The organism is Streptomyces sp. NPDC001443 (assembly GCF_053597355.1).
In genome coordinates, this window is the sequence record NZ_JBSFIA010000009.1 from 148,799 (window position 1) to 175,383 (window position 26,585).

Consider the following 26,585-nt stretch of genomic DNA (forward strand, 5'->3'; position numbering starts at 1 on the left):
AGCGGCGGGCGGACCGCACCCGTACGGGGACCGGCACGGCTCTCGGCGGGTCGCGGGGAGGCGTCCGCCGAGAGCCGTCACCGGGTCAGGCGCAGCCGGCGGGCGTCGCCCGCGAGGCGTCGGCGATCAGCGCCCGCTGGGCCGCGCCGAGCCGCTCGACATCGGGTTTGACCACCTTGCGGTCGTACGTCAGCAGGCCGTTGAGCTCGCCCTCGACGTCCGATATCTGGGTGTAGACGGCGCCGTTGCCGCCCCGGCAGGCCAGCGCGTGCACCTCGGCCAGCTTCTGGAGGTAGTCGTCCGTGTAGGTCGAGGGGTCGACGTCGACGTACGACTGCTGGACCGACCAGGCGTGACCGGGTACCGCGAGCCCCAGGCCGCCGTACTCGCCGCTGACCAGGGCGCGCCGGCCGTCCGGATGGGGCGGCAGCGCGGGGCTGGGGTAGCCGTGCTCGTCGATGATGTCGCCGGTGCCTCCGTCGGCCCCGAGGTTGATGCCCGACATGCTGTTGACCAGTCGGGTCGGGTCCCAGGCCTTGGCCTGGTCGGCGATGCGGGCCATGTCGTACTGGCCCCAACCCTCGTTGAAGGTGACCCACATGACGACCGACGGGCTGCTGATGTGCTCGTCGATCATCTGCTTCATCTCGCGCTCGTACTCGGCGCGGGCGGCGGTCGACGGGTTCACCCCGGCCGTCATCGCGGGCATGTCCTGCCAGACCATCAGGCCCAGCCGGTCGGCCCAGTAGAACCAGCGGTCGGGTTCCACCTTGATGTGCTTGCGTACGGAGTTGAAGCCCATCTTCTTGTGCATCTTCAGGTCGTAGGCGAGGGCGCTGTCGGTCGGCGCGGTGTAGAGACCGTCCGGCCAGAAGCCCTGGTCGAGCGTGGCCATCATGAAGACCGGCTGCCCGTTGAGCACGGTGCGCGGCACGCCGTTCACCTTCTCCACCGTGATCGAGCGCATCCCGAAGTAGCTGCCGACGCGGTCGTGCCCGACGCTCACCTTCAGGTCGTACAGGAAGGGGTCGTCCGGCGACCACAGGTGGGCCTTCGGGATCCGCAGGGTGAGCGCCTTGCCGCTGCGGCCGATGACCGTGGCGACGCGGCGCTTCCCGGCGTACGCGGTGGCGGTGACCGGCAGTCCGGCGCGCACCCCCTGCGGTTCGATCGTCAGGGTGCCCGCGGCCACGTCCGGGATGAGCTTGAGCGTGTCGACGTGGTCGGCGGCGACCGGCTCCAGCCACACGGTCTGCCAGATGCCGGACGACGGGGTGTACCAGATGCCGCTCGGGTCCAGGCGCTGCTTGCCCACCGGCGGGTTCTCGCCGTCGGCCGCGTCCGTCGGGTCGTAGACGCCGACGATCAGCTCCTGGGTGCGGCCCGGCTTGAGGGCGTCGGTGATGTCGGCGCCGAACTTGTCGTAGCCGCCCTGGTGTTCGGCGACCTTGTGGCCGTTGACGTACACCTCGGCCTGCCAGTCGACCGCGCCGAAGTTCAGCTGGAGACGCTTGCCGGAGCCGATCTTCCAGCCGGCCGGGACGGTGAAGGTGCGCCGGTACCACATGCGGTCCTCGTGCCGTTCGAGGCCGGACAGCTGTGACTCGACGGGGTAGGGGACGAGGATCTTCTCACCGAGATTCCTGCCGACCGGCGGCTGCTCCCCGGCCTGCGCGGTGGCGAACTGCCAGGAGCCGTTGAGGTTCTGCCAGGCGCTGCGGGTCAACTGCGGGCGCGGGTACTCGGGATGGGCGTTGCGCGCGGAGACCTCGTCGGCCCACTTCGTGCGCAGTTCGTACGTGGACCGGTTGGCACCGCTGCTCCAGAAAGACTTGACAACGTTGCCGTCCTTTCCGGCCAGGCCGCCCGCGCCGTCGTAGCGGACGTCGGCGAGGCCGGAGGCGGTGCCGTCCTTGTTGCCGACGACGGGCTGTTCCAGCGTGACCAGGAGCGTCCTGGGGTCGGCGGGGTCGAGCCGGGCCGCGCCGAGCGGCCAGGTCGCGCCGCCGATCACGGCGTCGATGTGGTCGGTGAGGTCCGCCGGGGGAGCGGCGAGGGGCTGCGCGAAGTCGAGCCGCAGGGTGCGGCCGTCCGCGCGGACAGCGGTGGCGGTGGCGCCGTCGTAGTCGTAGCCGGCGGGCAGCCGCAGCGCGGACGACGGGACGGCGGTCTTGGTGCCACCGGGCGGGGTCCAGCGCAGATGGAGGTTGGAGCCCCCGTAGTGCTCGAAGTACTCGACCTTGATGTCGTAGGCCTTGCCCGCGGTCAACTCGACGGGCGAGCCGGTCTGTTCGCGGTCCCAGTCGTCGACCCAGTGGTCGATGACCAGGGTGTCGCCGACCCAGAGGCGGAAGCCGTTGTCGCCGATGATCGAGAAGGTGGTGGGGCCGGTCTTCTCCGGCACGATTTCGCCGGTCCAGCGGACGCTGACGTCGTCCGACTGTCCGGTGGCGAAACCGAGGCGCGGCTCCAGGTTGTCGAAGTCGAGGTTCGGGTCCAGCCCGGTCGCCTTGAGCTGGTGGAAGTCGAAGGCGCCGGGGGCGGACTGGGTGTAGTACTCGCCCTTGAGGCCATGGACCTCGACGGGGTCGTCGGCCGCGTGCGCGACGGGTGTCGCGGCGAGTCCCGCGGCGCCCAGCGCTGCGGCGAGCAGCAGGGCGAGGCGTTGCCTGAGGGGTTTGGTGCGCACTGATCCTCCTTGGCTGAGGAAGGGTGGCGGCTCGTTGCTTCAGTCTGTACAACGTTGGAAGGAACGGCAGTTGGCATGAGAGCACGGCTCCCGGCCGCTGTCCAGGGGCACAGCACGGGCTCCGAGGACGCGGCGCCCATCGACGCTGAGGAGATCCCTTGCGGGTCAGCCTGAAGGACGTGGCGGAACGCGCGGGCGTTTCGATCAAGACGGTGTCCAACGTGGTGAACAACTATCCGCACGTCACCCCGGCGATGCGGGCCCGGGTGCAGTCGGCCATCGACGAGCTCGGCTACCGGCCCAACCTGACCGCTCGGCATCTGCGCAAGGGGCGTACGGGGATCATCGCGCTGGCCGTTCCCGAGCTCGGCAACCCGTACTTCGCGGAACTGGCCGGGGCCGTGATCGACGCGGCCGCCGAGCACGAGTTCACCGTCCTGCTCGACCACACGCGCGGCGACCGCGAGCAGGAGATCCTGGTCAGCCAGGGCCTGCCGGCCCGGGTGATCGACGGGCTGATCCTCAGCCCGCTGGAGCTGGAGGCCGAGGACCTCCAGGGCCGGTCCGACGACGTGCCGCTGGTGCTGCTCGGCGAGCGCGTGTACGACCTGCCCTACGACCACATCGCGATCGACAACGTGGCCGCCGCCCGGTGCGCGGTCCGTCATCTGCTGGGCCGCGGCCGGACCCGGATCGCCTACCTGGGCGCGCGCACCGACTCCGCGAACCGGCCCGCCCACCTGCGGCTGGCCGGCTGGCGCGAGGAGCTGGGCGTCGCCGGGGTGCCGGCCCCGGACAGCCTGGTGGTGCCGGTCGGCGGCTGGGACCGCGACGACGGGGCGCGGGCGATGGCCCAGCTGCTCGACTCGGGCGTGCGTCCGGACGCCGTCTTCGCGTACAACGACCTGATCGCGATCGGGGCGATGCGGGTGCTGCACGAGCGGGGACTGCGGGTGCCGTGGGACGTGGCGGTGGTGGGCTTCGACGACCTCGCCGAGGGCCGTTTCGGGGCGGTCACCCTGACCACGGTCTCGCCGGACAAGCAGGCCATCGCCCGGATGGCCGTCGCCTCGCTGCTGCGCAGTCTGTCCGGGCGCGAAGTGCCCGGTGGACGCGAACTGACCGCGGAATTCAGGCTGGTTGAGCGGGAGAGCACGCTGGGGCGACGCTGACGGGATTTCGAACGGAGGGGGTTTACAGCCTCCTTCCAACGATGTAAAAACCTCACCGGAACGACGAGCACGCCGAGTTGACCGCAAGAGCCAGCCTCCCCGAGAGCGCTCTCACGCCCCGGGGCCGCGCCGTTTGGGGGACTCCCATGAAGACCACCGCAGTTGCCCGTCCCGCCTTCGCACGCCACCTCCTCGCAGCAGGCCTCGTGACGAGCCTGGCGCTCGTGACCGCATGCACCAAGTCCGAGGACGACTCGGGCAAGAACACCTCCAGCGCCACGCAGGACGACGCCGGGCAGCAGGTCGCCTCACCGAGCACCGACTCCGGACCCACCTGCGCCATCGACGCCTACGGCGGCAGCAAGCTCGACCTCAAGGGCGCCACCGTCGGCTTCTCCCAGTCCGAGAAGGAGGCCAACCCCTTCCGGATCGCGGAGACCGCCTCCATCAAGGCCGAGGCGCAGAAGCGCGGCATCAAACTGCTCACCGCCAACGCGCAGTCGCAGTTCTCCAAGCAGATCAGCGACGTCCAGGACCTCATCGCCAAGGGCGCGAACCTGCTGGTCATCGCACCGCTGAACTCCGACGGCTGGGAGCCGGTGCTGCGCGCCGCGGCCGCCAAGCACATCCCGATCGTGACCATCGACCGCAAGATCAACGCCACCGCCTGCAAGGACTACGTGAGCTTCATCGGCTCCGACTTCGTCCAGCAGGGGCAGCGGGCCGCCGACCAGATGATCGAGGCGACCGGCGGCAAGGGCGAGATCGCCATCCTGCTCGGCGCGGCCGGCAACAACGTCACCACCGAGCGCACCAAGGGCTTCGAGGACCGCATCAAGGAGAAGGCCCCGGGCCTGAAGATCGTGTTCCGGCAGACCGGTGAATTCGCCCGCGAGAAGGGCCAGTCGGTCACCGAGAACCTCATCCAGTCCAAGCCCGGCATCACCGGGATCTACGCCGAGAACGACGAGATGGGCCTCGGCGCCGTCAACGCCCTCAAGGGCGCGGGCAAGAAGCCCGGCGACGTCAAGATCGTCACCATCGACGGCACCCGCAACGCCGTCCAGGCCATCGTGGACGGCTGGATCTACGGCGTCATCGAGTCCAACCCGCGCTTCGGCCCGCTCGCCTTCCAGACCCTCGACACCTTCACCCAGGGCCAGAAGGTCGGCCAGGACATCGTCATCCAGGACAGCTCCTACGCCAAGGGCAACGCCCAGACGGACCTCGGCAAGGCCTACTGACGTGCTCTCGGTCACCAAGCTGTCCAAGACCTTCCCCGGCGTGCGCGCGCTGTCCGACGTGGACTTCACCGCGCGCGCCGGGCAGGTGCACGCGCTCGTCGGCGAGAACGGCGCCGGCAAGTCGACGCTCATCAAGGTCCTCACCGGGGTCTACCGGCCCGACGCGGGCGAGGTGTCGTACGACGGCGTGCCGGTGCGCTTCGCCACCCCCCTGCAGGCCCAGCAGGCGGGCATCTCCACCATCTACCAGGAGGTCAACCTCGTCCCGCTGATGAGCGTGGCCCGCAACCTCTTCCTCGGCCGCGAACCGCGCGGCCGGCTGGGCCTGATCGACTTCGGACGCCTGCACCGCGAGGCCGACGAGGCCCTGCGCAGGCTCGGCATCCGGGTCGACGTACGCCGTCCGCTGCGCGAACTCGGCGTCGGCGCCCAGCAGATGGTCGCCCTCGCCCGGGCCGTGGCCGTCGACGCCCGCGTCGTCATCATGGACGAGCCGACCTCCTCGCTCGAACCACGCGAGGTGGCCACCCTGTTCGGGGTGATCCGCATGCTGCGCGAGCGCGGCGTCGCGGTGATCTACGTCAGCCACCGCATAGACGAGCTGTACGAGATCTGCGACGCGGTCACCGTCCTGCGCGACGGACGCGTGGTGCACACCGGCCCGCTGGCCGGCCTCGACCGGCTGCGGCTGGTGTCCATGATGCTCGGCCGGGAGATCGGCGAGGTACGCACGGAGGGCCTGACCAAGTTCTCCGGCTCCCACACCGCAACCGCCGAACCGGTCCTACGCGCAGACAATTTGACGGTACGTCATCGACTGCGTGACGTGTCGCTCGCGCTGCGGCCCGGCGAGGTGGTGGGACTCGGCGGCCTGCTCGGCTCCGGCCGCAGCGAGACCGCGAAGGCCATCGCCGGAGCACTGCCCACCGACGCGGGCCGGGTGAGCGTCGCCGGAACCCCGGTACGCACCGGCTCCACCGCCGCAGCGATCCGCGCCGGCATCAGCCTCCTGCCGGAGGACCGCAAGGCCGAGGGCATCGTGCCGGGACTCTCCGTACGCGAGAACATCGCGCTCGCCGCGCTGCCCGCGCTCTCCCGCTTCGGCCTCGTCGACGACTCCCGCATCGACCGGATCGTCGAGACCTTCATGGAGCGGCTGCGCATCAAGGCGGCAGGACCGCACCAGAAGGTCGGCGAACTCTCCGGCGGCAACCAGCAGAAGGTACTGCTGGCCCGCTGGCTCGCCCTGCACCCCAAGGTACTGCTGCTCGACGAGCCCACCCGCGGCATCGACGTCGGCGCCAAGGCCGAAGTGCAGGCCCTCATCGACGAACTCGCCGACGACGGACTCGCCGTCCTGCTGATCTCCTCCGACACCGAGGAACTCATCGAGGGCAGCGACCGCGTGATCGTCCTCAAGGAAGGCGTGGTGGTGCGCGAACTGACCGGCGACGACGTCACCGAGGACGGCCTGATGCGCGCCCTCGCATCCGCACCCGCCGGAGGACACGATGGCTGACCTCGCACTCGCGCGCGGCACACTCGACCGCGCCCGGCTGCTGCACCTGCTCCAGGAGTACGGCGTCTACGCGGGCGTCGCGGTGCTGCTGCTGTTCAACTTCGCCTTCACCCCGTACTTCCTGTCCACGGAGAACTTCCGCACCCAGGCCGTCCAGGTCGCCCCGGTCCTCGTCGTCGCGCTCGGCATGGCACTGGCCATCGGCACCGAGGGCGTCGACCTGTCGGTGGGCTCGGTGATGGCCCTGTCCACCTCGCTGCTCTCCCTCTACCTCGGCTACGGACCCTGGATCGCCGCGCTGATCGCGGTGCTCGGCGGCGTCGTGGTCGGCGTGGCCAACGGCGCGCTCGTCGCCTTCGTCGGCGTCCAGCCCATCGTCGCCACCCTCGCCCTCATGGTCGCGGGACGCGGCCTCGCCCTGGTGCTGCTCCCACAGCTCAAGGACGTACGTGATCCCGGCATGGCGGCGCTCGGCTCCGGCGACGTGCTCGGCGTGCCCTACCTGGTCCTGATCGCCGCGGCGCTCGCGCTCCTGGTCGCGTTCGTGGTGCGCCGCACCACCTTCGGACGCCAGGTCCTGGCCATCGGCGACAGCCGCCCCGCGGCCCGGCTCGCCGGACTCCCGGTCAGCCGGGTCCTCGTGGTGGTCTACGTCTGCTCCGGCGCGCTGGCCGCCGTCGCCGGCATCCTCGCCACCGCCCGCCTGAGCGCGAGCGACCCCACCTCCCTCGGCACCCTGATGGAGCTGTCCGCCATCACCGCCGTGGTCGTCGGCGGCACCCCGCTCAGCGGCGGCCGGGTACGCATCGGCGGCACCGTCGCGGGCGCCGTACTCATCCAGTTGCTCACCACCACCCTCATCAAGCACGACCTTCCGCCGTCGTGGACCCAGATCGCCCAGGCCGTGGTGATCGTCCTCGCCGTCTACGCGGCCCGGGAACGAGGCAGGCGATGACCGCGCACACCGAGGAGGCCGGCGTGCCGGTCACGACCGACGACCCCGCCGGGGACGGACCCCCGCGCGCGAGCCGCTCCGACCGGCTCGGCGCCCTCGCCCAGCAGCACGGCGCGCTGGTGACCCTGGTGATCGCCATGACCGTGGCGTCCCTGAGCTTCGACACGTTCCTGACCGGCGACAACCTGGAGAACATGGCGCTGTCCTCGGCGTTCCTCGCCGTGGTCGCCCTCGGCATGACCTTCGTGATCGTCACGGGCGGGATCGACCTGTCGGTGGGCTCGCTGTTCGCCCTGGGCGGGGTGCTCGCGGCCTGGGGCTCGCGGTACGGCAGCGCGGTGGCCCTGCTGCTCCCGCTCGCCGTGTGCGGGCTGATCGGATTCGTCAACGGACTGCTCATCGCACGGGTCCGGCTCGCCCCGTTCATCGTCACCCTGGCCGCGATGCTGGGCGCCCGGGGCCTGCTCCTGGCGATCACCGACGAGGGCTCGACGACGTACCTGGTCGACAAGCACTCCTTCTTCGCCTCCCTCGGCCAGGGCTCGCTGCTCGGCATCGGCGTGCCCGTGTGGATCACCGTGGCCCTGTTCGTGCTCGGTGCGGTCGTGCTGCGGCGCAGCAGATTCGGGCAGTACGTGTACGCGGTCGGTGGCAACGAGGACGCCGGGGCCCTGATGGGCGTGCCGGTGGCCGGTACGAAGGTCGCGGTCTACACCCTCTCCGGGCTGTGCGCCGGACTCGCGGGCGCGCTGAACGCGGCCTGGCTGGTGTCGGGCGTGACCATCCTCGGCACCGGCATGGAACTGGAGGCGATCTCCGCCGTGGTCATCGGCGGCACCCTGCTCAGCGGCGGTTTCGGCTTCATCAGCGGCTCCCTCGTGGGTGTGCTGCTGCTGAAGGTCATCCAGAACGTCATCAACCAGATCGGCTCGCTGGACTCGGCCTACCAGCAGGTCGTCAGCGGTGCCTTCCTGGCCGTGGTGGTCGTCGCGCAGACCTGGCTGGGGCGTCGGCGCCGGGTCCTGTGAGACAGCGAGCGGCCGCCGCCGACCGGCGCGAGGCGCAATGGCCGGTCGACGGCGGCGGCCGCGCTGCCCGCACGCCGGTGTCGTCGCCCCGGACGTCCGTCCGGAGCTCTTACGGGACCCGCGGCTGCTTCGAACCGCCGTGGCGACCACCGCCCACGACACCGGGATCACCTTCATCCCCGGCGTCCTCGGCCGTCCGCACCTGGCCGTGGTCCACGCTCCCGGCCGGGTCCTCGCGCAGTCCGAAGCCCAACTCCGCCTCGGCTCCTCCCAGTTCCCTCCCGGGTGAAGCCGTCCGCCGGGCGCAGCGGGACGCCGGTCCACTCCTCGGCGAACCGGCGCACGCAGTCTCACGCACGCGAGGGGGCGCCCACCCCCGCCGCTCAGCGCGACCGCTGCACCGTAGGTGTCCGACATGACGCGGATGCCACACGCCGTGGACGGCGCCTGCGGCGGCCCGCCCTCCGGAGCCGGACGCAGCCCGCCCCTAGCATGTCGTCCAGACCTGTCAGGACGCGCGTGCCGGAAGAAATTCCTGCTCACAGGCCTTCCGCAGGTCTTCGGGCTGCTCTATCTTCTCCATCCATGCTCGATGATCAGCGCGGCGGCCGTCGGCTTGCCCGCATCGCGTCCCTCACCACCGCGGTCGTACTCGCGGTGCTCTGTGCTGCCCTCGGCCATGTCGACGGCACCGGACTGTTCGCCCCGGAGAACTGGCCGGACGCGGGCTTCGTACCCGGCAATGCCACCAGCCCCGCCTGGGCCACGGTGGTGTTCCTGCCCCTCCTGATCGGTGGCGGCGCGCTGGCCGTCCACCGGGTGGTGCGCGCCGCTCCCCGGGCGAGCGCGCGCTGGGTCCTCGGCGCGGTCTGGTCGAGTCTGATCCTGGTGGCGTTCCTGGCCAAGCTGGTCTACAGCGTGCTGCTGCTCGCGATCGCCGGCCCGGACGGGCTGCACCTGATTCCCACGATCGGGTCGCTGCTGGCCGAGTGCGGTCTGACCGGCGCGAAGTACGCCGCGTTCGGGCCGCTGGTCGCGGGTCCGGCGGCGTCGGCGTACCGGATCGGCGTGTGGCGCCTGCGCCGCAAGGCCGGCGAGGGCGACAAGGGCGTCGAGGGTGGTGAGCGTGCCGCAGAGGATTCGGGCGCGGACATCAACCACATCGCCGGGTTCGCCTGGCTGCCCGCCGGTGTCGCCGTGGCGCTCCAGGCGGGTACCGGTGTGTTCGCCTGGGCCGCCGGCCCGATACCCGGTGGCGTCGCGGTGGCGACGCTGGTCGCCGGAGGCGTGGCGGTGTCCGCCGGTGTCGTGCTGTGGCGCCGGGTGGTGTCGCCCGGGCTGACCCAGGCCCGTACCGGGGCGACGCTGTGGTCGCTCGCGACGACGCTCATCGCGGCGGGCGTCCTCGGGTTCGTGCCGCTGTGGGTCCTCGACGGGGTCCTGAACGGTTTCGGCGGGGCGCTGTTCCCGGTCGCGTCCGTGCTCGTACGCATCGCGGAGGGGGTGACCACGGGCGCGTGCGCAGGCGTCGTGTGCGTCCCCTGGGTCGCCGAGCTGGCCTGGCGGCGCCGGACGCAGCCCTCGGCCGAGCGCGGCCGTCTCCCCCATGTCGCCCGGTGGGCGCCGCCCGTCGCGGTCGCCGCCGTGCTGGCGCTCGCCACCGGCACCCTGCCCTCGGCCACGACGGACACGCCGATGGCCTTCGTCGACGCGCAGACCCAGGCCGCGGGCCGCGACCTGGACGGGCTGCTGCCGCTGACCGTGCTGCGCCAGGACGGGCAGCCCCCGGTGATCGGCGACAGCGCGGGGCGGCAGGTGCTGCTCCGCGGCGTGAACGTCAACCAGCTCATCGACTACGGACAGCCCGACCCGGCCAAGCCCACGGTGTGGCCCCTGGAGGACTCCGACTACGCGCTGATGGCCCGGTACGGGTTCGACGTCCAGCGGCTGGCCCTGTCCTGGTCGGCACTGGAGCCGAAGCGGGGCGTCTTCGACGGGGCGTACCTCGCGCGGGTGCGCACCGCGGTCGACCAGGCCGCCGCCCACGGGATCCACACCGTCCTCGACCTCCACCAGGACACCTTCTCGAAGTACGTCAGCGCCGCGCCGGGCACGCGGTGCCGCGCCAACGCGTCACCGGAGTTCGGCAACGACGGCGCACCCGAGTGGGCGACCCGCACCGACGGCGCCCAGGCCTGCGGCTTCCTCGGCCGGGACCTCGCGCCCAATGTGCAGCAGGCGTTCACCAACCTCTACGACGACACCGACGGCGTCGGCACCGAGTTCGCCCGCGCCTGGGGCCGCCTCGCCGAGATCTTCGCGGACGAGCCCGCGGTCGCCGGCTACGACCTCCTCAACGAGCCGGGACCCGGCAACGCTCCGGGCGTCACCTCCTCGGTCCTGCTCGGCCGCCTGTACCAGCAGGCGATCACCTCGATCCGGGCCGCGGAGACGAAGACCCACGGCGGCTTCCACCACCTGGTGTTCTTCGAGCCCTCGATCCTCTGGTCGGGCCTGGGCTTCGACACCACCCCGCCGACCGGGTTCGCCGACGATCCACTGCTCGTCTTCTCGCCGCACCTCTACAGCGAGTCGATCACCATGGACCAGGGACTGGGCGTCACCCTGACCTCGATCGAGCAGGGCTACACCACCGCCGAGCGCACCGCCCGGGCGTACGGGGCACCGCTGTGGTCGGGCGAGTGGGGATGGTTCGGGGAGCCCGAGGACTTCCGCGCGCGCTTCGACCGGTACCTGGAACGGCAGAACACGGACATGCTCGGCTCGGCGATCTGGGTGTGGAAGAAGGCCTGCGGTGATCCGCAGAACGACCCCGCGGCCACCACCTCGGGCGGCGGCGTCGTGCTCTACACCTGCCCCGAGGGCAAACCGCTGGCGAGCCCGGCCTTCGAGATCACGGCGCTGTCCCAGGCGTACCCGCGCAGCGCTCCCGGCCGTCTGACCTCCCTCAAGTCCTCCGTCCCCGACCGGGACCTGCGGCTGTCGGGCAGCGGGAAGGGCATCCTGGACGTGTGGATCCCCGGCGCGAGCCGCCCGGCGACCACGGTTCACGGCCTCACCGGCGTCCAGCTGTCGGAGCGGCCCGGAGGCTGGCGCCTGACCGCCCGGGCGACCGGCTCGTACACCCTCCAGGTGAGGTAGCGGCACGGCCTCCCCGCGCAGCCGCCGTCACTCGACTCCGGCGTCGTAGAGTTCCGCGCCGTCGGGAATCCAGGGAAAGCCGATCCAGGGGTACGAGGGGGCGGCTGCCTGCCGCGGGTCGAAGGCGAACACGGCGTCACAGAACGTCCGGGGCGGCAGATAGCCGTGGTCGGCCACATAGTGTCCGATCAGCTGTGGAGCGGCGAAGGCGACGCCGGACGGGCCGGGGACACGGATCTCGCCGGTACCCGCGGCCGCACAGTGGTGTCCGGGGCGCGGGGTGAACCACGGGTGGTCGCCGAAGGGCGCTGCCCCGCAGAGGTCGCAATAGTGCAGGCCCAGCATCTGGTTCACCTGCTGGGCCGCCAGGATCTCCAGCAACTTGTCCGTGAATCTCTCGGGGCCCCGCCCTTGCGTCCAGGGCCGGCCTCCAGCCAGCCCACGTCGAGCCGTTCGTAGGCGGGCCGGAAGCTGACGAACCGCACACCGGTGGCGAGGTCGGAGAAGGTGTCGTCGCCATCGGTGTACGCGTAGGTGCTGAGGTCTTCGTAGAACATCCGTCCATCCCATCACCGGGCGTCTTCCCGCCGCGACGGACCGACGGGCGCGTGGTGGCGGCCGCATGGTGACGGCCATGCGGTGCCGTCAGCGGACCACGTCGAAGACCTGCTTCTGCAGGCCGTTGGCGTAGACCTCGTGCTCGACCAGCTTCAGCTTCTGGGTGTCCTTGTCCGTCGTGCTGAACATCCGCTTGCCCGCACCGAGCAGCAGCGGGAAGACGAGCAGGTGGTAGCGGTCGATCAGGCCCGCGTCCGAGAGGCCGTGGTTCAGGGAGGCGCTGCCGTGGACGATGATCGGGCCGCCGTCGGTCTCCTTGAGGGCGGCGACCTCGTCGAGTGAGCGCAGGACGGTGGTCTCGCCCCAGTTGGAGACGAGCCCGTCCTCGGCGAGGGTCGTGGAGACGACGTACTTCGGCATGGCGTTGTAGTCGGCGAACTCCGCCATGTCGGGCCACACCGGGCTGAACGCCTCGTAGCTGGTCCGGCCCAGCAGCATCGCCGTGGCCTCCTTCTGCTCGCGGCCCTTGATGTCGAACGCCGCAGGGAGGAACTCGATGTCTTTGAAGGTCCAGCCGGAGTTCCGGTACCCGGTTTCGCCGCCCGGTGCCTCCACGACGCCGTCGAGCGAGACGAAGGCCGTGCTGATCAAGGTGCGCATGAGATTCCCTCGGTTTCCCGGTGATGTCCGGTTCGCGGTGATGCCCGGCTGCCGCTCCAGCATGCTTCCGACAGGATGAGTTGTCAAGAAAAGAAAAGTTGTCGGTTCTGGTGTCGATGCCGCCGCCCGCGCGTCGCGGCGGGCCCTCTGCCCGCCGCGGCAACAGCTCGGCCCGCCGGATGTCCGGCGGGCCGAGGCGTGCAGGGGGAGGGCGGCGTCTATCGGCGCAGGCCCAGGAACTCCCGGCCGGCGTAGCGCGCCTTCGTCCCCAGCTCCTCCTCGATACGCAGGAGCTGGTTGTACTTGGCGGTGCGGTCCGAGCGGGACAGCGAGCCGGTCTTGATCTGACCGCAGCCGGTGGCCACGGCGAGGTCGGCGATGGTGGTGTCCTCGGTCTCGCCGGAGCGGTGGGACATCACGACCGTGTACCCGGCGCGGTGGGCGGTGGAGACGGTGGCCAGGGTCTCGGTGAGGGTGCCGATCTGATTGACCTTCACCAGAATGGAGTTGGCCACGCCGTCGCGGATTCCGGCGCGCAGCAGGCTCTCGTTGGTGCAGAAGACGTCGTCGCCGGTGAGCTGGCAACGGCCGCCGAGTCGGGCGGTCAGGTCGCGCCAGCCGTCGTGGTCGTCCTCGGCCATGGGGTCCTCGATGGACGCCACCGGGTAGCGGTCCACGAGGCCGGCGAGGTAGTCGGCGTGCTCGGCGGGCGTACGGCGGACGCCTTCGCCCGTGTAGTCGTAGACGCCGTCGCGGAAGAACTCCGAGGTGGCCGGGTCCATGACGAGGGTGATGTCGGTGCCGGGCTTGTAGCCGGTCTGTGTGATGGCCTGTACGACGAAGTCCAGGGCCTCCTCGGCCGTGCGCAGGTCGGGGGCGAAGCCGCCCTCGTCGCCGACGTTGACGCTGTGGCCGGCGGCGACGAGGTTGCCGCGCAGGGTGTGGAAGACCTCCGAGCCCATCCGGACGGCCTCGGCGAAGGTCGCCGCGCCGATGGGGGCGATCATGAACTCCTGGAAGTCCAGCGGATTGTCCGCGTGGGCACCGCCGTTGACGATGTTCATCATCGGCACCGGCAGCAGGTGGGCGTCGACCCCGCCGACGTAGCGGTACAACGGCAGGTGGTGCGAGGCCGCGGCGGCCTTGGCGGTGGCCAGGGAGACGCCGAGCAGGGCGTTCGCGCCGAGCCGCGCCTTGGTGTCGGTGCCGTCCAGTTCGATCATGGTGCGGTCGACGGTCGCCTGATCGTCGGCGTCGAGACCGACCACGGCGTCCGCGATGCTCTCGGTCACGGCGTCCACCGCGCGCTGTACGCCCTTGCCGTGGAACCGCGCCGGATCCCCGTCCCGCAGTTCGACCGCCTCGCGGGCGCCGGTGGAGGCGCCCGACGGGACGGCCGCGCGGCCGCGTGACCCGTCCTTGAGTTCCACGTCGACCTCGACGGTCGGATTGCCCCGGCTGTCGATGATCTCCCGTGCGACGACCCGGCTGATGGCGGTCACGGTGCAACTCCTCATGCTGGGCCCGCCTGACGCGGGCAGAAAGTTTTCTCCAGAAACAAAGTGAGTCCCGAAAAGGAACTTACTATGGGCGCATGAGGATGCACAACGCGGACGAGAACTGTGGCATCGCGCAGGCCGCCCTGGTCCTGGGGGACTGGTGGAACGTGCTCGTGCTGCGCGAAGTCGCCCGTGGACACGTCCGGTTCGACGCGCTGGCCGCCGAGATCGGCCTGTCCCGCAAGGTCCTGACGGAACGTCTGGGCCGTCTCGTCGCCCACGGCGTGCTGCGCCGCAGCCTGTACCAACGGCGACCGGTGCGCTACGAGTACCTGCTCACCGACGCGGGCGTGGCCCTGCTGCCGCTGCTCGCGGCGATGCAGGACTGGGGCGACCGATGGGTGCTGGGCGACGGGAGTCTCACCGCGACCGTGCGGGAGGGCGGCGCCGAACACGCCCGTGTCCACGCACTGGTCGGCACCCGGCTGCCCGACGGCCTGATACTGCCCGGCACGCACGGGGCGGACCTGCCGCTCGTCTCCCCGGACGCCGCGGCGACCGTACTGTTCACCTGTCCGGGCGCGGGGGTGGAGTGGGGCGAGGAGATTCCCGGTGCCGTCGGCGGTACGCCGGAGGCCAGGCGATTCCGCGACGCCTGGCCCGACTTCCGGAAGGCGGGGGTGGACGTGCGCGGTGTCAGCACCCAACCCGTGCACGAACAGCTGGAGTTCGCCCGAACGGAGGACATCCCCTACGGCCTTCACTCGGATGCCGCTCATCAACTGACGACGGCGCTACGACTGCCCACCTTCCGTGCCGCCGGCCGCCTGTGTCACAAGCGCCTGATCCTGGTCGTCGACGCCGAACGCGTAGTACGGCACGTGTTGTTCCCGGTCGACGACATCCCGCACGCCGTCACCGAGAGCCTGCGCCGGGCCGCGGCACTCGCCCGCGCGACCTGATCCGACCGCGCGGCCCGGTGTCCGGCCACCCGGCACCGGGCCCGCCTTCAGGAGCCCTGTGCTCCGTCCCGGTCGACGACCTCGCCGGAGATCACCTGGCCGGATCCGGATGCCCCGCCCGGAGCGTCCTGTTCCTTGAACGCCTTGGTCTCGCTCTTGAAGATCCGGGCGGCCTTGCCCGCCGACCGCGTCAGCTCGGGCAGCTTCTTGACTCCCAGGACCGCGACGACCACGACGAGAATCACTGCCAGCTCACTCAAGCCGAACATCGGGCCTGCCTCTCCCTGCACGATCTACAGTCCTGTAGAAGTGTCTCCCGTGAACTGATCGACTGGCAAGCCGTCTTCCGGCCGGGTCGGCCGGAAAGCGCCCATGGGTGAGGAGTCGAGACAGCGGCATCACGGACGCCTCCGCCCTGTCGGTATCGTTCCGATCATGAGCGCTCCACCCCAACCGGCCGACCGGACCCGCAACAAGCCCGCCGTCGTCAGCGTCTACGCCGCCTTCGCCGCCGTGGTCTATGCGAGCGGTTCCGTCATGGGCGGCTGGCTCACCGTGACGTACTCGGTGCCGATCCTGGGCCTGTTGATCGTCTGCGCGCTTGTCGCCATCGTCTCCGGGCACTTGGGGCGCCGTCGCGCCAAGAGGCAGAAACTGGAAGGCCGTTGGCTGTCACTGGTGGCCATCGTCGTGGGCTGGCTGTGCATCCTGTACGCGGTGCTGGTCAACCTCCTGGTCCTGGGACTGATCGCGGGACTGGCGGTGCTGATCGACTAGGGCCTGTCCGGCGGATCGAGTCGCAAAAACCCGCGATGTCTCACCCCGCGTCTGCGGCATGATCCGCCGGGCAGGCCGTAGTGCTCTGTGTGCCTGCCTCGGGTTCGACGCCGTGTCCGGCGGCAGGGGTGCGGGGGCGTGGTGCCGTGTCGAATGCCGTGTCGAATGCCGTGTCGAATGGCGCGTCGAACCTATTGACCGCCTCCGGCAACGCCCATATGGTGCGATCGCACTGATGAATTGAATCGTTTCAATCCCGTCGCCTTCACCGTGCGCACGCGTTCCTCGGATCGACGACCGCCTCGCCGTCGCCACGGCCACCACGACCAGCACAGCACGACCACGATCAGCACGACCACGACCAGCACGACAACGAACCCGGCGGCCGCGACCGTCGCGCCTGTGCCGGGAAAGGCCGATGCCGTTCGTGTCCGCTGCACAGTCGAACTGTTCTGCTTCGCCCGACCACGTGTGTGAAGGAGTACTTCGTTGGTCAGCCACATCACCCCCCACGGCGCCGACTCGCCCACTCCCCGCCGCCAACTCCCGCTCAGCCGACGCCACTTCCTCAGTGCTGGATCGGCGTTGGCCGCAGGCGCCCTCGCCGCGGGCGCCGTCGGTGCCTGGCCCGCCCCGGCGCAGGCGGCCACCGGCACACCGCAGGTGCCGCCCGTCGGGCTCTCCCCGGCTCACTGGATCTGGTATCCGGAAGGCGATCCGCGCGCCGTCGCCCCCGCGGGACACCGGTACTTCCGTGCCGGATTCACCGTCGCCGAAGGCGATGTGAGCGATGCGCAGCTCGTCGTCACGGGCGACGACACGATTGACGTATGGCTGAACGGGAAGCCGCTGGCGGGATCGCCCAGAGTCGTCGACTCCTGGCGCAGGGCCCTCTACGTGGACCTGCGGCCGGCGGTGACGGCGGGGGTCAACACGCTTGCGCTCGCCTGCCGCAACCAAGGCGGACCCGCGGGAGTCATCGGGCGCGTACGCGTCCAGTCCTCCGGTGGCACGACCGACGTCGTCACCGACGGCAGCTGGTCGGCGGGCAAGGACGTGCCCGAGGGTTGGGAGTTGCCCGGCTTCGGCGACGGCAGCTGGCCCGCCGTTCGCGACCTGGGTGCCTACGGTGTCGCCCCTTGGTACTCCGGCGTCGCCGCCCCCGACCTCGCCGCCGCGTCGCCGTTGAGCGTGGCCGGCTGCACCGTGGAACACCGCGCGGCCCCGCTGGGTGTCGACACCGCACGGCCGCGGTTCGGCTGGCGGCTCGACTCGACGGAGCGGCAACAACGGCAGGCCGGCTACCAGATTCGGGTCTCGGCCACGGCCGCCGGTACCGGCGACGTGTGGGACAGCGGCCGTGTCCCGTCGGACCGGCAGATCGACATCGCCTATGCCGGCCCTGGTCTGGCGAGCCTGACGCGCTACTCCTGGCAGGTGCGCGTCTGGGACACCCAGGGCCGGACGGGCGCGTGGAGCGAGCGGCAGTGGTTCGAGACCGGGCTGCTGGCCGCGGCCGACGAGTGGCGTGCCGCGTTCATCGGGCGGCCCGAGGATCCGGATCTGTCCGGGGCCGACTGGATCTGGTACCCCGAGGGCGATCCCGCGACAGGACGTCCCGTCGAGACCCGCTGCTTCCGGCGTACCTTCGCACTGACCGGCGCGCCCGCCGCCGCGACCCTGGTCGTCACCGGGGACGACACCGCGGACGTATGGATCAACGGAACCCTGGTGAGTGCCTCGCCGCGCGTGACCGACTCGTGGAAGAGCGCTGCCCTCGTCGACGTCACCGCCCACCTCCGGAGCGGCGGCAACACGATCGCGATCGAGAGCCGCAACACGAGCGAGTCGCCTGCGGCGCTCATCGCCAAGCTGACGGTGACGGGCGGCCCGACCGTCGTCTCCGACGCGTCGTGGAGGTCGTACCGGAGCGCGCCGTCAGGCTGGCAGCTTCCCGGGTTCGACGACGGCGACTGGCCTGCCGCGCGCGTGGTCGCCTCGTACGGAGCCGGTCCGTGGGGGTCCGGGGTGCGCGTCGTCGGACCCGCGCCGCTGCTGCGCAGGCGCTTCACCGTGGGCGGACAGGTGGCTTCCGCCCGGTTGCTGACCACCGCGCTGGGCCTTCACGAGACCCGGCTCAACGGGGCGAAGGTCGGCCAGGACGTGCTGGCCCCCGGGTGGACCGACTACACCAGACGCCTTCAGTACAAGGTGTTCGACGTGACCTCGGGGATCCGGCAGGGGGCCAATGTCCTCGGCGCCTGGCTGGGCAACGGCTGGTACTCCGGCAGTCTGGGCTTCGCCGGCAGCCGGCACTACGGCAACCGGCCGTGGTACGCGGCGCAGCTGCACATCACCTTCACCGACGGCAGTACCCAACTGGTGACGACGGACGGCAGTTGGCGAGTGAGCACGGGCGCGATCACGGCGGACGACCTGTACAACGGCGAGACGTACGACGCGCGTCTGCACCTCGACGGCTGGGACGGCCCCGACTTCGACGACAGCGGCTGGGCCGGCGCGGTCGTCCGCGACGGGACCGCACCCCACATGGTCGCCCAGATCGACAACGGTGTCACCGTCCAGCACGAGTTCCGTGCCGTGTCGATCACGCAGCCGCGGTCAGGGGTGTGGATCTTCGACATGGGCCAGAACTTCACCGGCTGGAACCGCATCGCGGTCCGCGGCGAGGCGGGCACCACGGTCACCGTCCGGCACGGCGAGGTCCTCGACGCCGACGGCACGCTGTACACCACCAACCTGCGTGCCGCCCAGGCCACCGACCGGTTCGTCCTCGCCGGAACCGGGGCCGTCGAGACGTACGAGCCCCGGTTCACCGTCCACGGCTTCCGGTACGTCGAACTCAGCGGCCTACCGGCCGAGTACAGCCCGGACGACGGCACCGTCACGGGACGCGCGGTGTGGACCGACGCCGCGCAGCAGGGCACGTTCGACACCTCCGACGCATTGATCAATCAGCTTCAGCACAACATCGTCTGGGGTGAGCGCAGCAACATGCTCTCCATCCCGACCGACTGCCCCCAGCGCGACGAGCGCCTGGGATGGACGGGCGACATCGCCGCCTTCTGCGCCACCTCCACCTTCAACCTGAACACCCACGCGCTCCTCGCCAAGTTCGCCGACGACCTGACGGACGCCCAGCAGGCCGACGGCGCCTTCACCGATGTCGCCCCCGCGGTGATCGGCGGTTCCGGCACGGCCGGCTGGGGCGACGCGGGCACGATCATCCCGTACACGCTGTGGCAGCGCTTCGGGGATCTCGCCGTCGTCGACCGGCACTTCCCGGCGATGGCGCGCTGGGTCGACTATCTGCGCAGCACTGCCGACAGCGACCTGATACGCAACCGGCAGACCTTCGGCGACTGGCTCAATGTCAACGACGACACGGCGCAGGACCTCATCTGCACGGCCTACTTCTCCTGGTCGGCACGTCTGGTCGGGCGCATGGCGGCGGCCACCGGCCGTACGGCGGAGGCCACTTCCTACGGGCGGCTCGCCGATCAGGTGGCGTCGGCCTTCACCACGCGCTTCGTCGCCGCCGACGGGACCGTCCGCGGTGACACCCAGACCGGCTACGTGCTGGCCCTGGCCTTCGGGTTGCTGCCGGCTTCCCTGGTCCAGTCGGCCGCGGACAAGCTGGCCGCCAAGGTCGCCGCGACGAACGGGCATCTCAGCGTAGGCTTCCTCGGTGTCGAGAACCTGCTGCCCGTGCTGGCCGATCACGGGCACGTCGACACCGCGTACCGGATCCTGCTGCAACGCGGCTTCCCCGGTTGGGGCTACATGATCGATCACGGCGCCACCACCGTCTGGGAGCGCTGGGACGGCATCCGTACCGACGGTTCGTTCAACGACCCGGGCATGAACTCGTTCAACCACTACGGTCTCGGCTCGGTCGGCGACTTCCTCTACCGCCAGGTCGGCGGTCTCGGCCCAGGGAGTCCCGGTTACGCCTCCCTGCGCGTCGCACCGCGGCCCGGCGGCGGCCTGACCTCCGCAGAGAGCACGTACGACACGCCCTTCGGCAGCGCGTCCAGCAGCTGGTCGGTCTCCGCCGGACGACTGGAACTGCGTGTCACCGTACCCGTCAACACCTGCGCGGCCGTGACCGTCCCCACCTCGCGACCGCAGTCGATCGTCGCACCGCCCCAGGCGGTCCCGGTGGGTGAGACCGGCTATCACCTGCCGGCAGGGACGTACACCTTCACCGCGGCGAGCTGACACCGGCCGTCGGCGGCGGACCCGGGGGCGGGAGCCGGTGCACGGTTCCCGCCCCACCCGCCGTCGACGTCAGCCGCAGTACAGCAGGCCCGCCTGCTGCTTGGCGGCCAGGACGCGGTGGACGCTCTGGTCCACCTGGGTGCGGAAGATCGAGCTCTGCGTCATCCGGGTCTGCACGGCCTTGGCCATGGTCGGGACCAGGTTCGGTTCGACGGTCAGGACCATGTCCCCGCCCGCGAACAGGAAGTCCACGGCGCGGTTGCCCACGGCCACGGACTTCACGGCCACCGCGTTCCCGAGGTCGTCCGAGATCACCACGCCCTTGAAGCCCAGGGTCTTGCGGAGCAGTCCGTTGATCACGGTGGGGGAGAACACGGCCTGGTGCTTGGCGTCGATCCTGCTGTACTTGGCCAGCGAGACCATGACGAACGGCGCGCCCGCCTTGATGCCCGCGCTGAACGGAGCGAGGCTCGCGCTCTTGGCCGTCGTCACCGAGTCCACCACGTTCGCCGTGGTGTCGGTGTTCCCGCGGACGTAGCCCAGTCCAGGGAAGTGCTTGAACGTGGTCAGCACCTTGGACTGGGTGAAGCCCGCGGCGAAGGCGAGACTGTGGGAGGTCACGACCGAGGCGGTGTGGCCGTACTCGCGGCCGTACCGGCCGATCGGCGCGTTGTTCGTGCCCAGGCTGGCCGGGACGACGTCGGCGACGGGCGCGAGGTTCTGGTTCACACCGGCCGACTTGAGCTGCTTGGCCCATCCGGCGGCCGCGCTGCTCAGTGCCGACGTGGACCAGCCCCCCTGCACCAGCGCGCTCGGTATGGTCGAGAAGCCGGGGCCGGACAGCACCTGCACCTTGCCGCCCTCCTGATCGGTGGAGACCAGCAGGCCCACGCGATGCCCGGACACGGTGTCGGCCTTCGCCTGAAGGCTGTCGGTGAGGGACTTGGTCGCCTTCGTGCCGGCCGAGCTCCGCCCCGCAAGGAACACCGATCCGACGTGGTACTGGCGCAGTACCTGGATCCTCTTCTGGTCCGGCTTGGCCGCGTTGATGCCGCCCATGAAGAGCTGACCGATCCGTTGTGACTCCGACATCGCGGTGAAGACCTTGTCGGCGCAGGTCGCGCTCGCGGCAGCCGCAGCGGGACCCTCCGGTGCGGTCGCGGCGTGCGAGACTCCGGCGCCGCCCAGTCCCGTGGCCGCCAGCGAGAGCGTCAGCAGGGGGACGGGCCAGAGTGCCCGCTTGGTCCGCGGGCCGTGCGAAGGTGCCTGCTGCGACGTCATGCGGAGCCCCTTCCGGTACGCCGGCGGCGGACCGGACGCCGTGGGCCCGGCCGTCGCGGGCGGTCACGCAGCCAGTACGTTCAAACGTACATCCATTCGACCGTGTTCGCCCCTGCTGAGGTGCTGCTGAGGTACTGCTGTCGGAGCCCTGCTGTCGGAGTCCTGTCGGAGTCGACGGCCGTCGTGGTCGCAGTCGATCGGCGGTTGTGCGTACATGGCGGTTCCTCCGGAGTGCGGGCGGTCGGAATCGAGCCGTAGAACTGCCCGAAAAGATGCGGAATTCGCCATTGTTCGTCGATATCCGCTGCGACATGCTCCGCTGCGCGTCCGGGAGTGACGCATGGGGAGCAGGATGGCCAACTCACCCCTGGTGAGGTCCACTCCGCGGTCGTCGGAAGGCCTCTCCCGAACGGCTTCGGAATCGGGCATGATGAGTCATCTGTACCGGTCAGGCGGCGCTACCCTGTCGCCAGAACCGAACCATTCACAATTCAATTACGTCGCGCGGAAGTTCCTCCGCCCTACCCGTCACACGCTGCCCGGTCCTGCTCGCGCAGTGGTGCGTTCCGGTGGCACCGCGGCAGCGGCAATGTGGTCAACCCTTGGAAGGAAGTGCTGTGGCGCCGGTGCTTGTTGGGCACGAAGGACTGCTGGCCGGAGAACGCATACCGGTGATCGGCACCCGGGTCACCTTCGGACGCAACTCCGAGAACACCGTCGTCATCTCCAGTTTGAGCGTCTCGCGCTTCCACGCGGAGCTCGTCCTCGACGACACCCAGGGCTATGTGCTGCGCGACTGCGGCAGCAGCAACGGAACCCTGGTCAACGGCGAGGAGATCGACTCCCGACTGCTCAAGCCCGGTGACGACATCACCATCGGCGACCAGGCGTTCCGCTTCGAGGTTGCCGACGCCATGGAGACCATCATGGCGCTCTCCCTGCCGAGGTCCTTGACCCACGGCGACGAGGAGATCGAACACGGACCCGTGCTGCGGGTCACCATCGCGGGCGGAGGGCCCGTCGGCCTGTCCCTGGCGCTGTTGCTGGAGCGTCTCCTCGGGGCCCAGGTGAGCATCACCGTCTACGACGGCAGGTGGCGCAAGCAGGGCCGCAGGATCGTCTGGAAGGACGCGAGCCAGGGCAACGTGCGGCGCCAGCAGGTGGTGACCGTGCAGAGCCGCCAGTACCTCAGCCTGCCCGAGGAGACACAGGCCCGGCTCTTCGACCCGGACCACTACACCGAGATGTGGCCGTCCGGCCCCGACTCGATCGGCGATCACCACCCGCGCAACATGCGGATCGCCTACATCGAGGACCGGCTCCTGGAAGTGGCGAACGAGAAGCGGGGCCGCATCCGGCTGGTACCCGCCCGGTTCAGCATCGACGAACAGCAGGACGCGCTGGCCGGCCAGCACGTACTGGCGATCTGCGACGGCGGCCGGTCGCACACCCGCGAGCACTTCGCCGCCAAGTTCGGCAAGGCCGACGAGTCCATCTACTCGCTGGACGGCCGCCATCTCCAGGACGTGGTCCTCGGCCTGCGCGTGAAGTCGGGCCTGAGCGATCCCATGGCGGTACTGCTGACCGTCGGGCAGAACCGGTTCCTGCTGAACTCCCTGCGCGGCGAGGGTTTCCTCAACATGCGTCTGACGGACGCGGAGGTCGCGGAGGTCGTCGGCATCGATCCGGTCCGCCGTGTCTTCGAGGAGTGCATCGCCTCCCGTCCCTGCCTGATGGCACGCGACGAACACGGCGACTTCCAGTGCTCCACGCACAGCACCCTGTTCCTCCCGGCGCTCATCAGGGGCTCGGCCCTGTGGAAGCGGGTGGGCGAAGGGCTGCGCCTGTTCGGCGTGGAGCCCGAAGACCTGAGCGCGGTCACCTCGTTCCGCCTGGACATGGTGCAACGCCCGCGCTTCACCGCCGAGTTGCTGCCGCCCACGGCCAACACTCCGGGTACGTACGGATTCCTGCTGGGCGACGCCGCCAACGCCATCCACTTCTGGCCTGGCCGGGGACTCAACAGCGGCCTGGCCTCCGCGATCTCGCTCGCCCGGTCCCTCAACGCGGCATGGAACGGAAAGCCCTTCCGGGACGCGGACTTCCTGCGCCACGAGGCAGCCATGTCGATGCTCCAGTACCGCCACAAGAGCCGGGCCTGGAAGGCGATGGTGACCACCGACGACCAGGGCACCACCTGGGCCATCAAGGACATCATCGCGCACGGCATCGACGGGATCGCCGAAGAACCCGACCGCGAGGCGGACACCGCGACGCTCCTGGAACGGCTGCGCGGGATCCGCACCCGACTGGCGAAACGCATGCCCGGCATGCCGGACGACGAGGCGATCCTGGAACGCCTGGGCACCCTGGAGAGCAGCACGCTGCGCATGCTGGTGCTCAGCGGCGCCTGGGACACGCTCACCATGGGCGGCGAGGAGGTCGACATCGACATCTTCTACGGTCAGGACTCCGCCGCCGCGGCGGCGGCCGTCGAGGCCCTGGAACCGGCCACCCAACTCTGAAGGAAGCCGGGCCGGTCCGCGCACACGGACGCCCGGAGGTCCGCGGCCGGGGCGCGGTGCGCGCCCCGGCCCCCTGGGCACGCCGCTTCAGGAACGACGGTCGGCGTGCAGGACCGCGAACAGCCCCCGGGCCCGTGTGCCGTCCGGCAGGAGCCAGGCGCCGGCGACATGGCCGGTCGCGCCGCCCGGCGGGACGGGCAGACCGCCCTCCGGGGCGGGGCGCGGCAGGCGGTGCAGACGCAGGACGCAACCGTGCGGTGCCGACAGTTCGGTACCGTCCCGGTCGTCCTCGGCCGTGCTGAAGTCCTCGCCCGTCAGCGGGACTTCGTGCGTGCAGGCGCGGACGATCTCCCGGTCGGCGGTGTCGCTGGCGTTCTGGTCCTGCGCCTGGGCCCGGCCCTCGATCAGTGCCAGCAACTGGGCGACCAGGACCGGGTCGTGACAGCCGTCGTAGGCCCAGCGCCGCCCCAGCACCCCGTGCTCCATGGTGCCGACGAGGGCGTGCTCCGCCCCGTCGAGCGGGGCACCCCGATAGGTGAGCGGCACCAGATAGGCGGCCGGGTCCGCGCCGGAGGCATCGGTGACCACCAGGAACTCGATGCCCACCTCGCCCTGCGGGTCGTCCAGCCGGAAACCACCGGCCTTGGCCAGGTCCGGCTCACCCGTGCCGCCGCGGTACCACGGCCGGGTGGGCAGCCAGGAAGTGAGCAGTTCGAGCTTGGTCGGGGTGAGGACGGTGTGGTGGATGACAGCCATGCCGAGAGCTTCTCTTCCGGTCTGCGGACGCGAACGCTCACACCCTGTCATCCGCGTTGCGCCGACGGGCGGTTACCGGTCGACAAGATCGGCGGACGTCGCCCTCAGCCGTCGGACGTGCCGTCCTCCTCGGGAGCGCCGACGGACTCGCTCCGCCGCCCCGCCGCCTTCACGTCCAACCGGGCCAACCGGTCCGCCGAGAGGCGCTTGGGCACCACCATCGCCCAGGCGGAGACGACCAGTTCGGTCATCTCGTCGTCGTCCAGCGCGGGCAGCCGTACCTGCACCCAGTTGTACCGCTCGTCGGAGGCCGCCGGCATGAAGAACTTCTCCGGTTCCGAGGCGATCAGCGCGAGCCGCTCCTCCCGCGGAAACGCGAACCCCATGGACAGCTCGTCCCGGGACAGCGCCACGTAGACGATCCGGTTGACCCGGAACTTGACCTGGTCCCGTACCAGCGCCTCCTCGGTACGCGGCAGGGAGAGCGCCAGGGTCCGGACCTGCTGCGCCGTCGCCATCGTAGATGTCGTCCTTCCGTTTCCCGGCCCGGGCCGGTGCCGTCGCGAGGTCAGGGGGCGGAGGGAGGGAACACCGTACCGGGGAGGGCCGTCGGTGCCTCGGCCCGGGCGCGGGCGCGTGCCGTGGCGGCCTCGATGTCCTCGCGGGCGAATTCCCGGTAGAAGCGTTCGCCGTGGGCGTCGGTGATGTCGACGACGACCTTGGTCCACTCCTCGGCGGGCTCCTCCGGCACGAGCCCGAGCCGGTACTCGGCGTCGCGCAGCAGTTCCTCCGTGACCCGCACACCGGTCAGCCGCTCCGCGAGAGCGAGGACACCGGCCTTTTCGTCGACGCGCACACGGGTGTCGTCATCGTCCTGAGTGACGTCGAAACCGACCTCGCACAGCAGGGGGTTGAGTTCGTCGGGGCTGCTGCCGTCCCTGGCCCAGGCCGACTCGAAACTGGTACGGCACTCCCCGTCCTCGTACCAGTAGAAGAGGTGGATGGGCTTGCCACCGTTGCTGGAGTGCATCACGGCACGTCCGCCCGCGGACAGGGCCTCGAGAAAACGCGGCTGCATTCCTATGCCGCTGTCGAACTGCAGGACGAGGGTCCAGTCGCCGTCCGCGCCGGGCACGGTGAACGCGCCCGCGAGGAAGGATTCGCTCCAGTAGTCCATCGGCTCGTGCAACTCGTCCTGCTGCTCGATCAGTTCCTCCACTCCCGCGCAGGTGCCCCGCGGCTCGGCCCCCATGATCCGCAGCACCTCATCGGGCGCGACGCCCCGCGCCGCGGTCAGGGTGTACCCGCTGTCCATCGCGCGGCGGAACACCGGGGAGGAACGGATCCAGGCGTAGTCGTGTGCAGTCACCGAAGTCATGCGTCCCACTCTGCCAGCCGCCACTGACAGTGCCCACGGCCATCCGTACCGGCAGCGGCCGCTTGATCAGTGCGGATCTGCGAGCCGGGACCGTCGGGAATAGCGTGGTGAGGAGGGGCACCGGGGCCGGGACGGGCCTCCCGGCCGGGCCCCGCGGCGAGGGGACGCAGAACAGGGA

21 protein-coding genes are annotated in these 26,585 nt (G+C 70.5%); 11 read left to right on the top strand and 10 right to left on the bottom strand.

The genetic code is table 11. The annotated features are described in order from the left end of the window. Positions 1-85: 85 nt before the first annotated feature. Positions 86-2,689, bottom strand: a complete 2,604-nt coding sequence (locus tag ACWC24_RS13180) for a PA14 domain-containing protein (protein WP_450662891.1) — start codon at positions 2,687-2,689, stop codon at positions 86-88. 158 nt (positions 2,690-2,847) lie between these two features. Here ACWC24_RS13180 and ACWC24_RS13185 point away from each other — a divergent pair, with 158 nt between their 5' ends. From ACWC24_RS13185 to ACWC24_RS13215, 7 genes are all read left to right on the top strand, one after another. Continuing rightward, on the top strand, positions 2,848-3,861 hold the full coding sequence (locus ACWC24_RS13185; protein ID WP_450662892.1) for a LacI family DNA-binding transcriptional regulator: 1,014 nt from the start codon (positions 2,848-2,850) through the stop codon (positions 3,859-3,861). A 146-nt stretch (positions 3,862-4,007) separates the two neighbouring features. Then, complete coding sequence (locus ACWC24_RS13190; RefSeq protein WP_450662893.1) at positions 4,008-5,105, top strand: ABC transporter substrate-binding protein; 1,098 nt, start codon at positions 4,008-4,010, stop codon at positions 5,103-5,105. A gap of 1 nt (position 5,106) precedes the next feature. Continuing rightward, positions 5,107-6,624, top strand: coding sequence for a sugar ABC transporter ATP-binding protein (locus ACWC24_RS13195; protein WP_450662894.1), 1,518 nt, complete (start codon positions 5,107-5,109; stop codon positions 6,622-6,624). Further along, positions 6,617-7,579 carry an ABC transporter permease gene (locus ACWC24_RS13200; RefSeq protein ID WP_450662895.1) on the top strand — a complete coding sequence of 321 codons (963 nt, stop codon included), beginning with the start codon at positions 6,617-6,619 and terminating at the stop codon, positions 7,577-7,579. Before ACWC24_RS13195 ends, ACWC24_RS13200 begins: the two co-directional genes overlap by 8 nt. Beyond that, complete coding sequence (locus ACWC24_RS13205) at positions 7,576-8,607, top strand: ABC transporter permease (protein ID WP_450662896.1); 1,032 nt, start codon at positions 7,576-7,578, stop codon at positions 8,605-8,607. The genes ACWC24_RS13200 and ACWC24_RS13205 overlap by 4 nt, the downstream gene beginning before the upstream one ends. A gap of 139 nt (positions 8,608-8,746) precedes the next feature. Then, complete coding sequence (locus tag ACWC24_RS13210) at positions 8,747-8,896, top strand: hypothetical protein (protein ID WP_450662897.1); 150 nt, start codon at positions 8,747-8,749, stop codon at positions 8,894-8,896. 296 nt (positions 8,897-9,192) lie between these two features. After that, positions 9,193-11,769, top strand: coding sequence for a glycoside hydrolase family 5 protein (locus tag ACWC24_RS13215; protein WP_450662898.1), 2,577 nt, complete (start codon positions 9,193-9,195; stop codon positions 11,767-11,769). A 27-nt stretch (positions 11,770-11,796) separates the two neighbouring features. Here the strand turns inward: ACWC24_RS13215 and ACWC24_RS13220 are convergent, their stop codons facing one another. The 4 genes from ACWC24_RS13220 to eno all read right to left on the bottom strand — a co-directional run bounded on the left by ACWC24_RS13220 (position 11,797) and on the right by eno (position 14,489). Beyond that, complete coding sequence (locus tag ACWC24_RS13220; RefSeq protein ID WP_450662899.1) at positions 11,797-12,150, bottom strand: DUF7919 family protein; 354 nt, start codon at positions 12,148-12,150, stop codon at positions 11,797-11,799. Further along, positions 12,120-12,326 (bottom strand): hypothetical protein, encoded by a 207-nt coding sequence (locus tag ACWC24_RS13225; RefSeq protein ID WP_450662900.1) that lies wholly within the window; start codon positions 12,324-12,326, stop codon positions 12,120-12,122. The genes ACWC24_RS13220 and ACWC24_RS13225 overlap by 31 nt, the downstream gene beginning before the upstream one ends. 88 nt (positions 12,327-12,414) lie before the next feature. Beyond that, complete coding sequence (locus tag ACWC24_RS13230) at positions 12,415-12,987, bottom strand: dihydrofolate reductase family protein (RefSeq protein WP_450662901.1); 573 nt, start codon at positions 12,985-12,987, stop codon at positions 12,415-12,417. A 218-nt stretch (positions 12,988-13,205) separates the two neighbouring features. After that, entirely contained in the window at positions 13,206-14,489 is a 1,284-nt protein-coding gene (eno, locus tag ACWC24_RS13235; protein WP_450662902.1) for a phosphopyruvate hydratase, read from the bottom strand. Positions 14,490-14,581: 92 nt separating this feature from the next. On the opposite strand from eno, the gene ACWC24_RS13240 reads away from it, so the two are divergent. After that, positions 14,582-15,448 carry a winged helix-turn-helix transcriptional regulator gene (locus ACWC24_RS13240; protein ID WP_450662903.1) on the top strand — a complete coding sequence of 289 codons (867 nt, stop codon included), beginning with the start codon at positions 14,582-14,584 and terminating at the stop codon, positions 15,446-15,448. 47 nt (positions 15,449-15,495) lie between these two features. Here the strand turns inward: ACWC24_RS13240 and ACWC24_RS13245 are convergent, their stop codons facing one another. Further along, the gene (locus ACWC24_RS13245) at positions 15,496-15,717 is read right to left on the bottom strand and encodes a twin-arginine translocase TatA/TatE family subunit (RefSeq protein WP_450662904.1); all 222 of its coding nucleotides are present in this window, start codon (positions 15,715-15,717) and stop codon (positions 15,496-15,498) included. Positions 15,718-15,883: 166 nt separating this feature from the next. Between ACWC24_RS13245 and ACWC24_RS13250 the strand changes: the two genes are divergently transcribed. Both ACWC24_RS13250 and ACWC24_RS13255 read left to right on the top strand, forming a co-directional pair. Next, positions 15,884-16,225 (top strand): DUF4190 domain-containing protein, encoded by a 342-nt coding sequence (locus tag ACWC24_RS13250; protein WP_450662905.1) that lies wholly within the window; start codon positions 15,884-15,886, stop codon positions 16,223-16,225. Positions 16,226-16,714: 489 nt separating this feature from the next. Next, positions 16,715-20,467, top strand: a complete 3,753-nt coding sequence (locus tag ACWC24_RS13255) for a family 78 glycoside hydrolase catalytic domain (protein ID WP_450662906.1) — start codon at positions 16,715-16,717, stop codon at positions 20,465-20,467. A 69-nt stretch (positions 20,468-20,536) separates the two neighbouring features. Here the strand turns inward: ACWC24_RS13255 and ACWC24_RS13260 are convergent, their stop codons facing one another. Next, the gene (locus ACWC24_RS13260; protein WP_450662907.1) at positions 20,537-21,748 is read right to left on the bottom strand and encodes a glycoside hydrolase family 3 N-terminal domain-containing protein; all 1,212 of its coding nucleotides are present in this window, start codon (positions 21,746-21,748) and stop codon (positions 20,537-20,539) included. Positions 21,749-22,374: 626 nt separating this feature from the next. Between ACWC24_RS13260 and ACWC24_RS13265 the strand changes: the two genes are divergently transcribed. Next, positions 22,375-24,273 carry an FHA domain-containing protein gene (locus ACWC24_RS13265; protein ID WP_450662908.1) on the top strand — a complete coding sequence of 633 codons (1,899 nt, stop codon included), beginning with the start codon at positions 22,375-22,377 and terminating at the stop codon, positions 24,271-24,273. An 87-nt stretch (positions 24,274-24,360) separates the two neighbouring features. On the opposite strand, the gene ACWC24_RS13270 is transcribed toward ACWC24_RS13265, so the two are convergent. The 3 genes from ACWC24_RS13270 to ACWC24_RS13280 all read right to left on the bottom strand — a co-directional run bounded on the left by ACWC24_RS13270 (position 24,361) and on the right by ACWC24_RS13280 (position 26,407). Continuing rightward, positions 24,361-25,029: a maltokinase N-terminal cap-like domain-containing protein gene (locus tag ACWC24_RS13270; RefSeq protein WP_450662909.1), complete on the bottom strand. Its 669-nt coding sequence runs from the start codon at positions 25,027-25,029 to the stop codon at positions 24,361-24,363. A gap of 104 nt (positions 25,030-25,133) precedes the next feature. Then, positions 25,134-25,547 carry an MmcQ/YjbR family DNA-binding protein gene (locus ACWC24_RS13275; RefSeq protein ID WP_450662910.1) on the bottom strand — a complete coding sequence of 138 codons (414 nt, stop codon included), beginning with the start codon at positions 25,545-25,547 and terminating at the stop codon, positions 25,134-25,136. A gap of 50 nt (positions 25,548-25,597) precedes the next feature. Beyond that, on the bottom strand, positions 25,598-26,407 hold the full coding sequence (locus ACWC24_RS13280) for a DUF6461 domain-containing protein (RefSeq protein WP_450662911.1): 810 nt from the start codon (positions 26,405-26,407) through the stop codon (positions 25,598-25,600). Positions 26,408-26,585 lie beyond the last annotated feature (178 nt).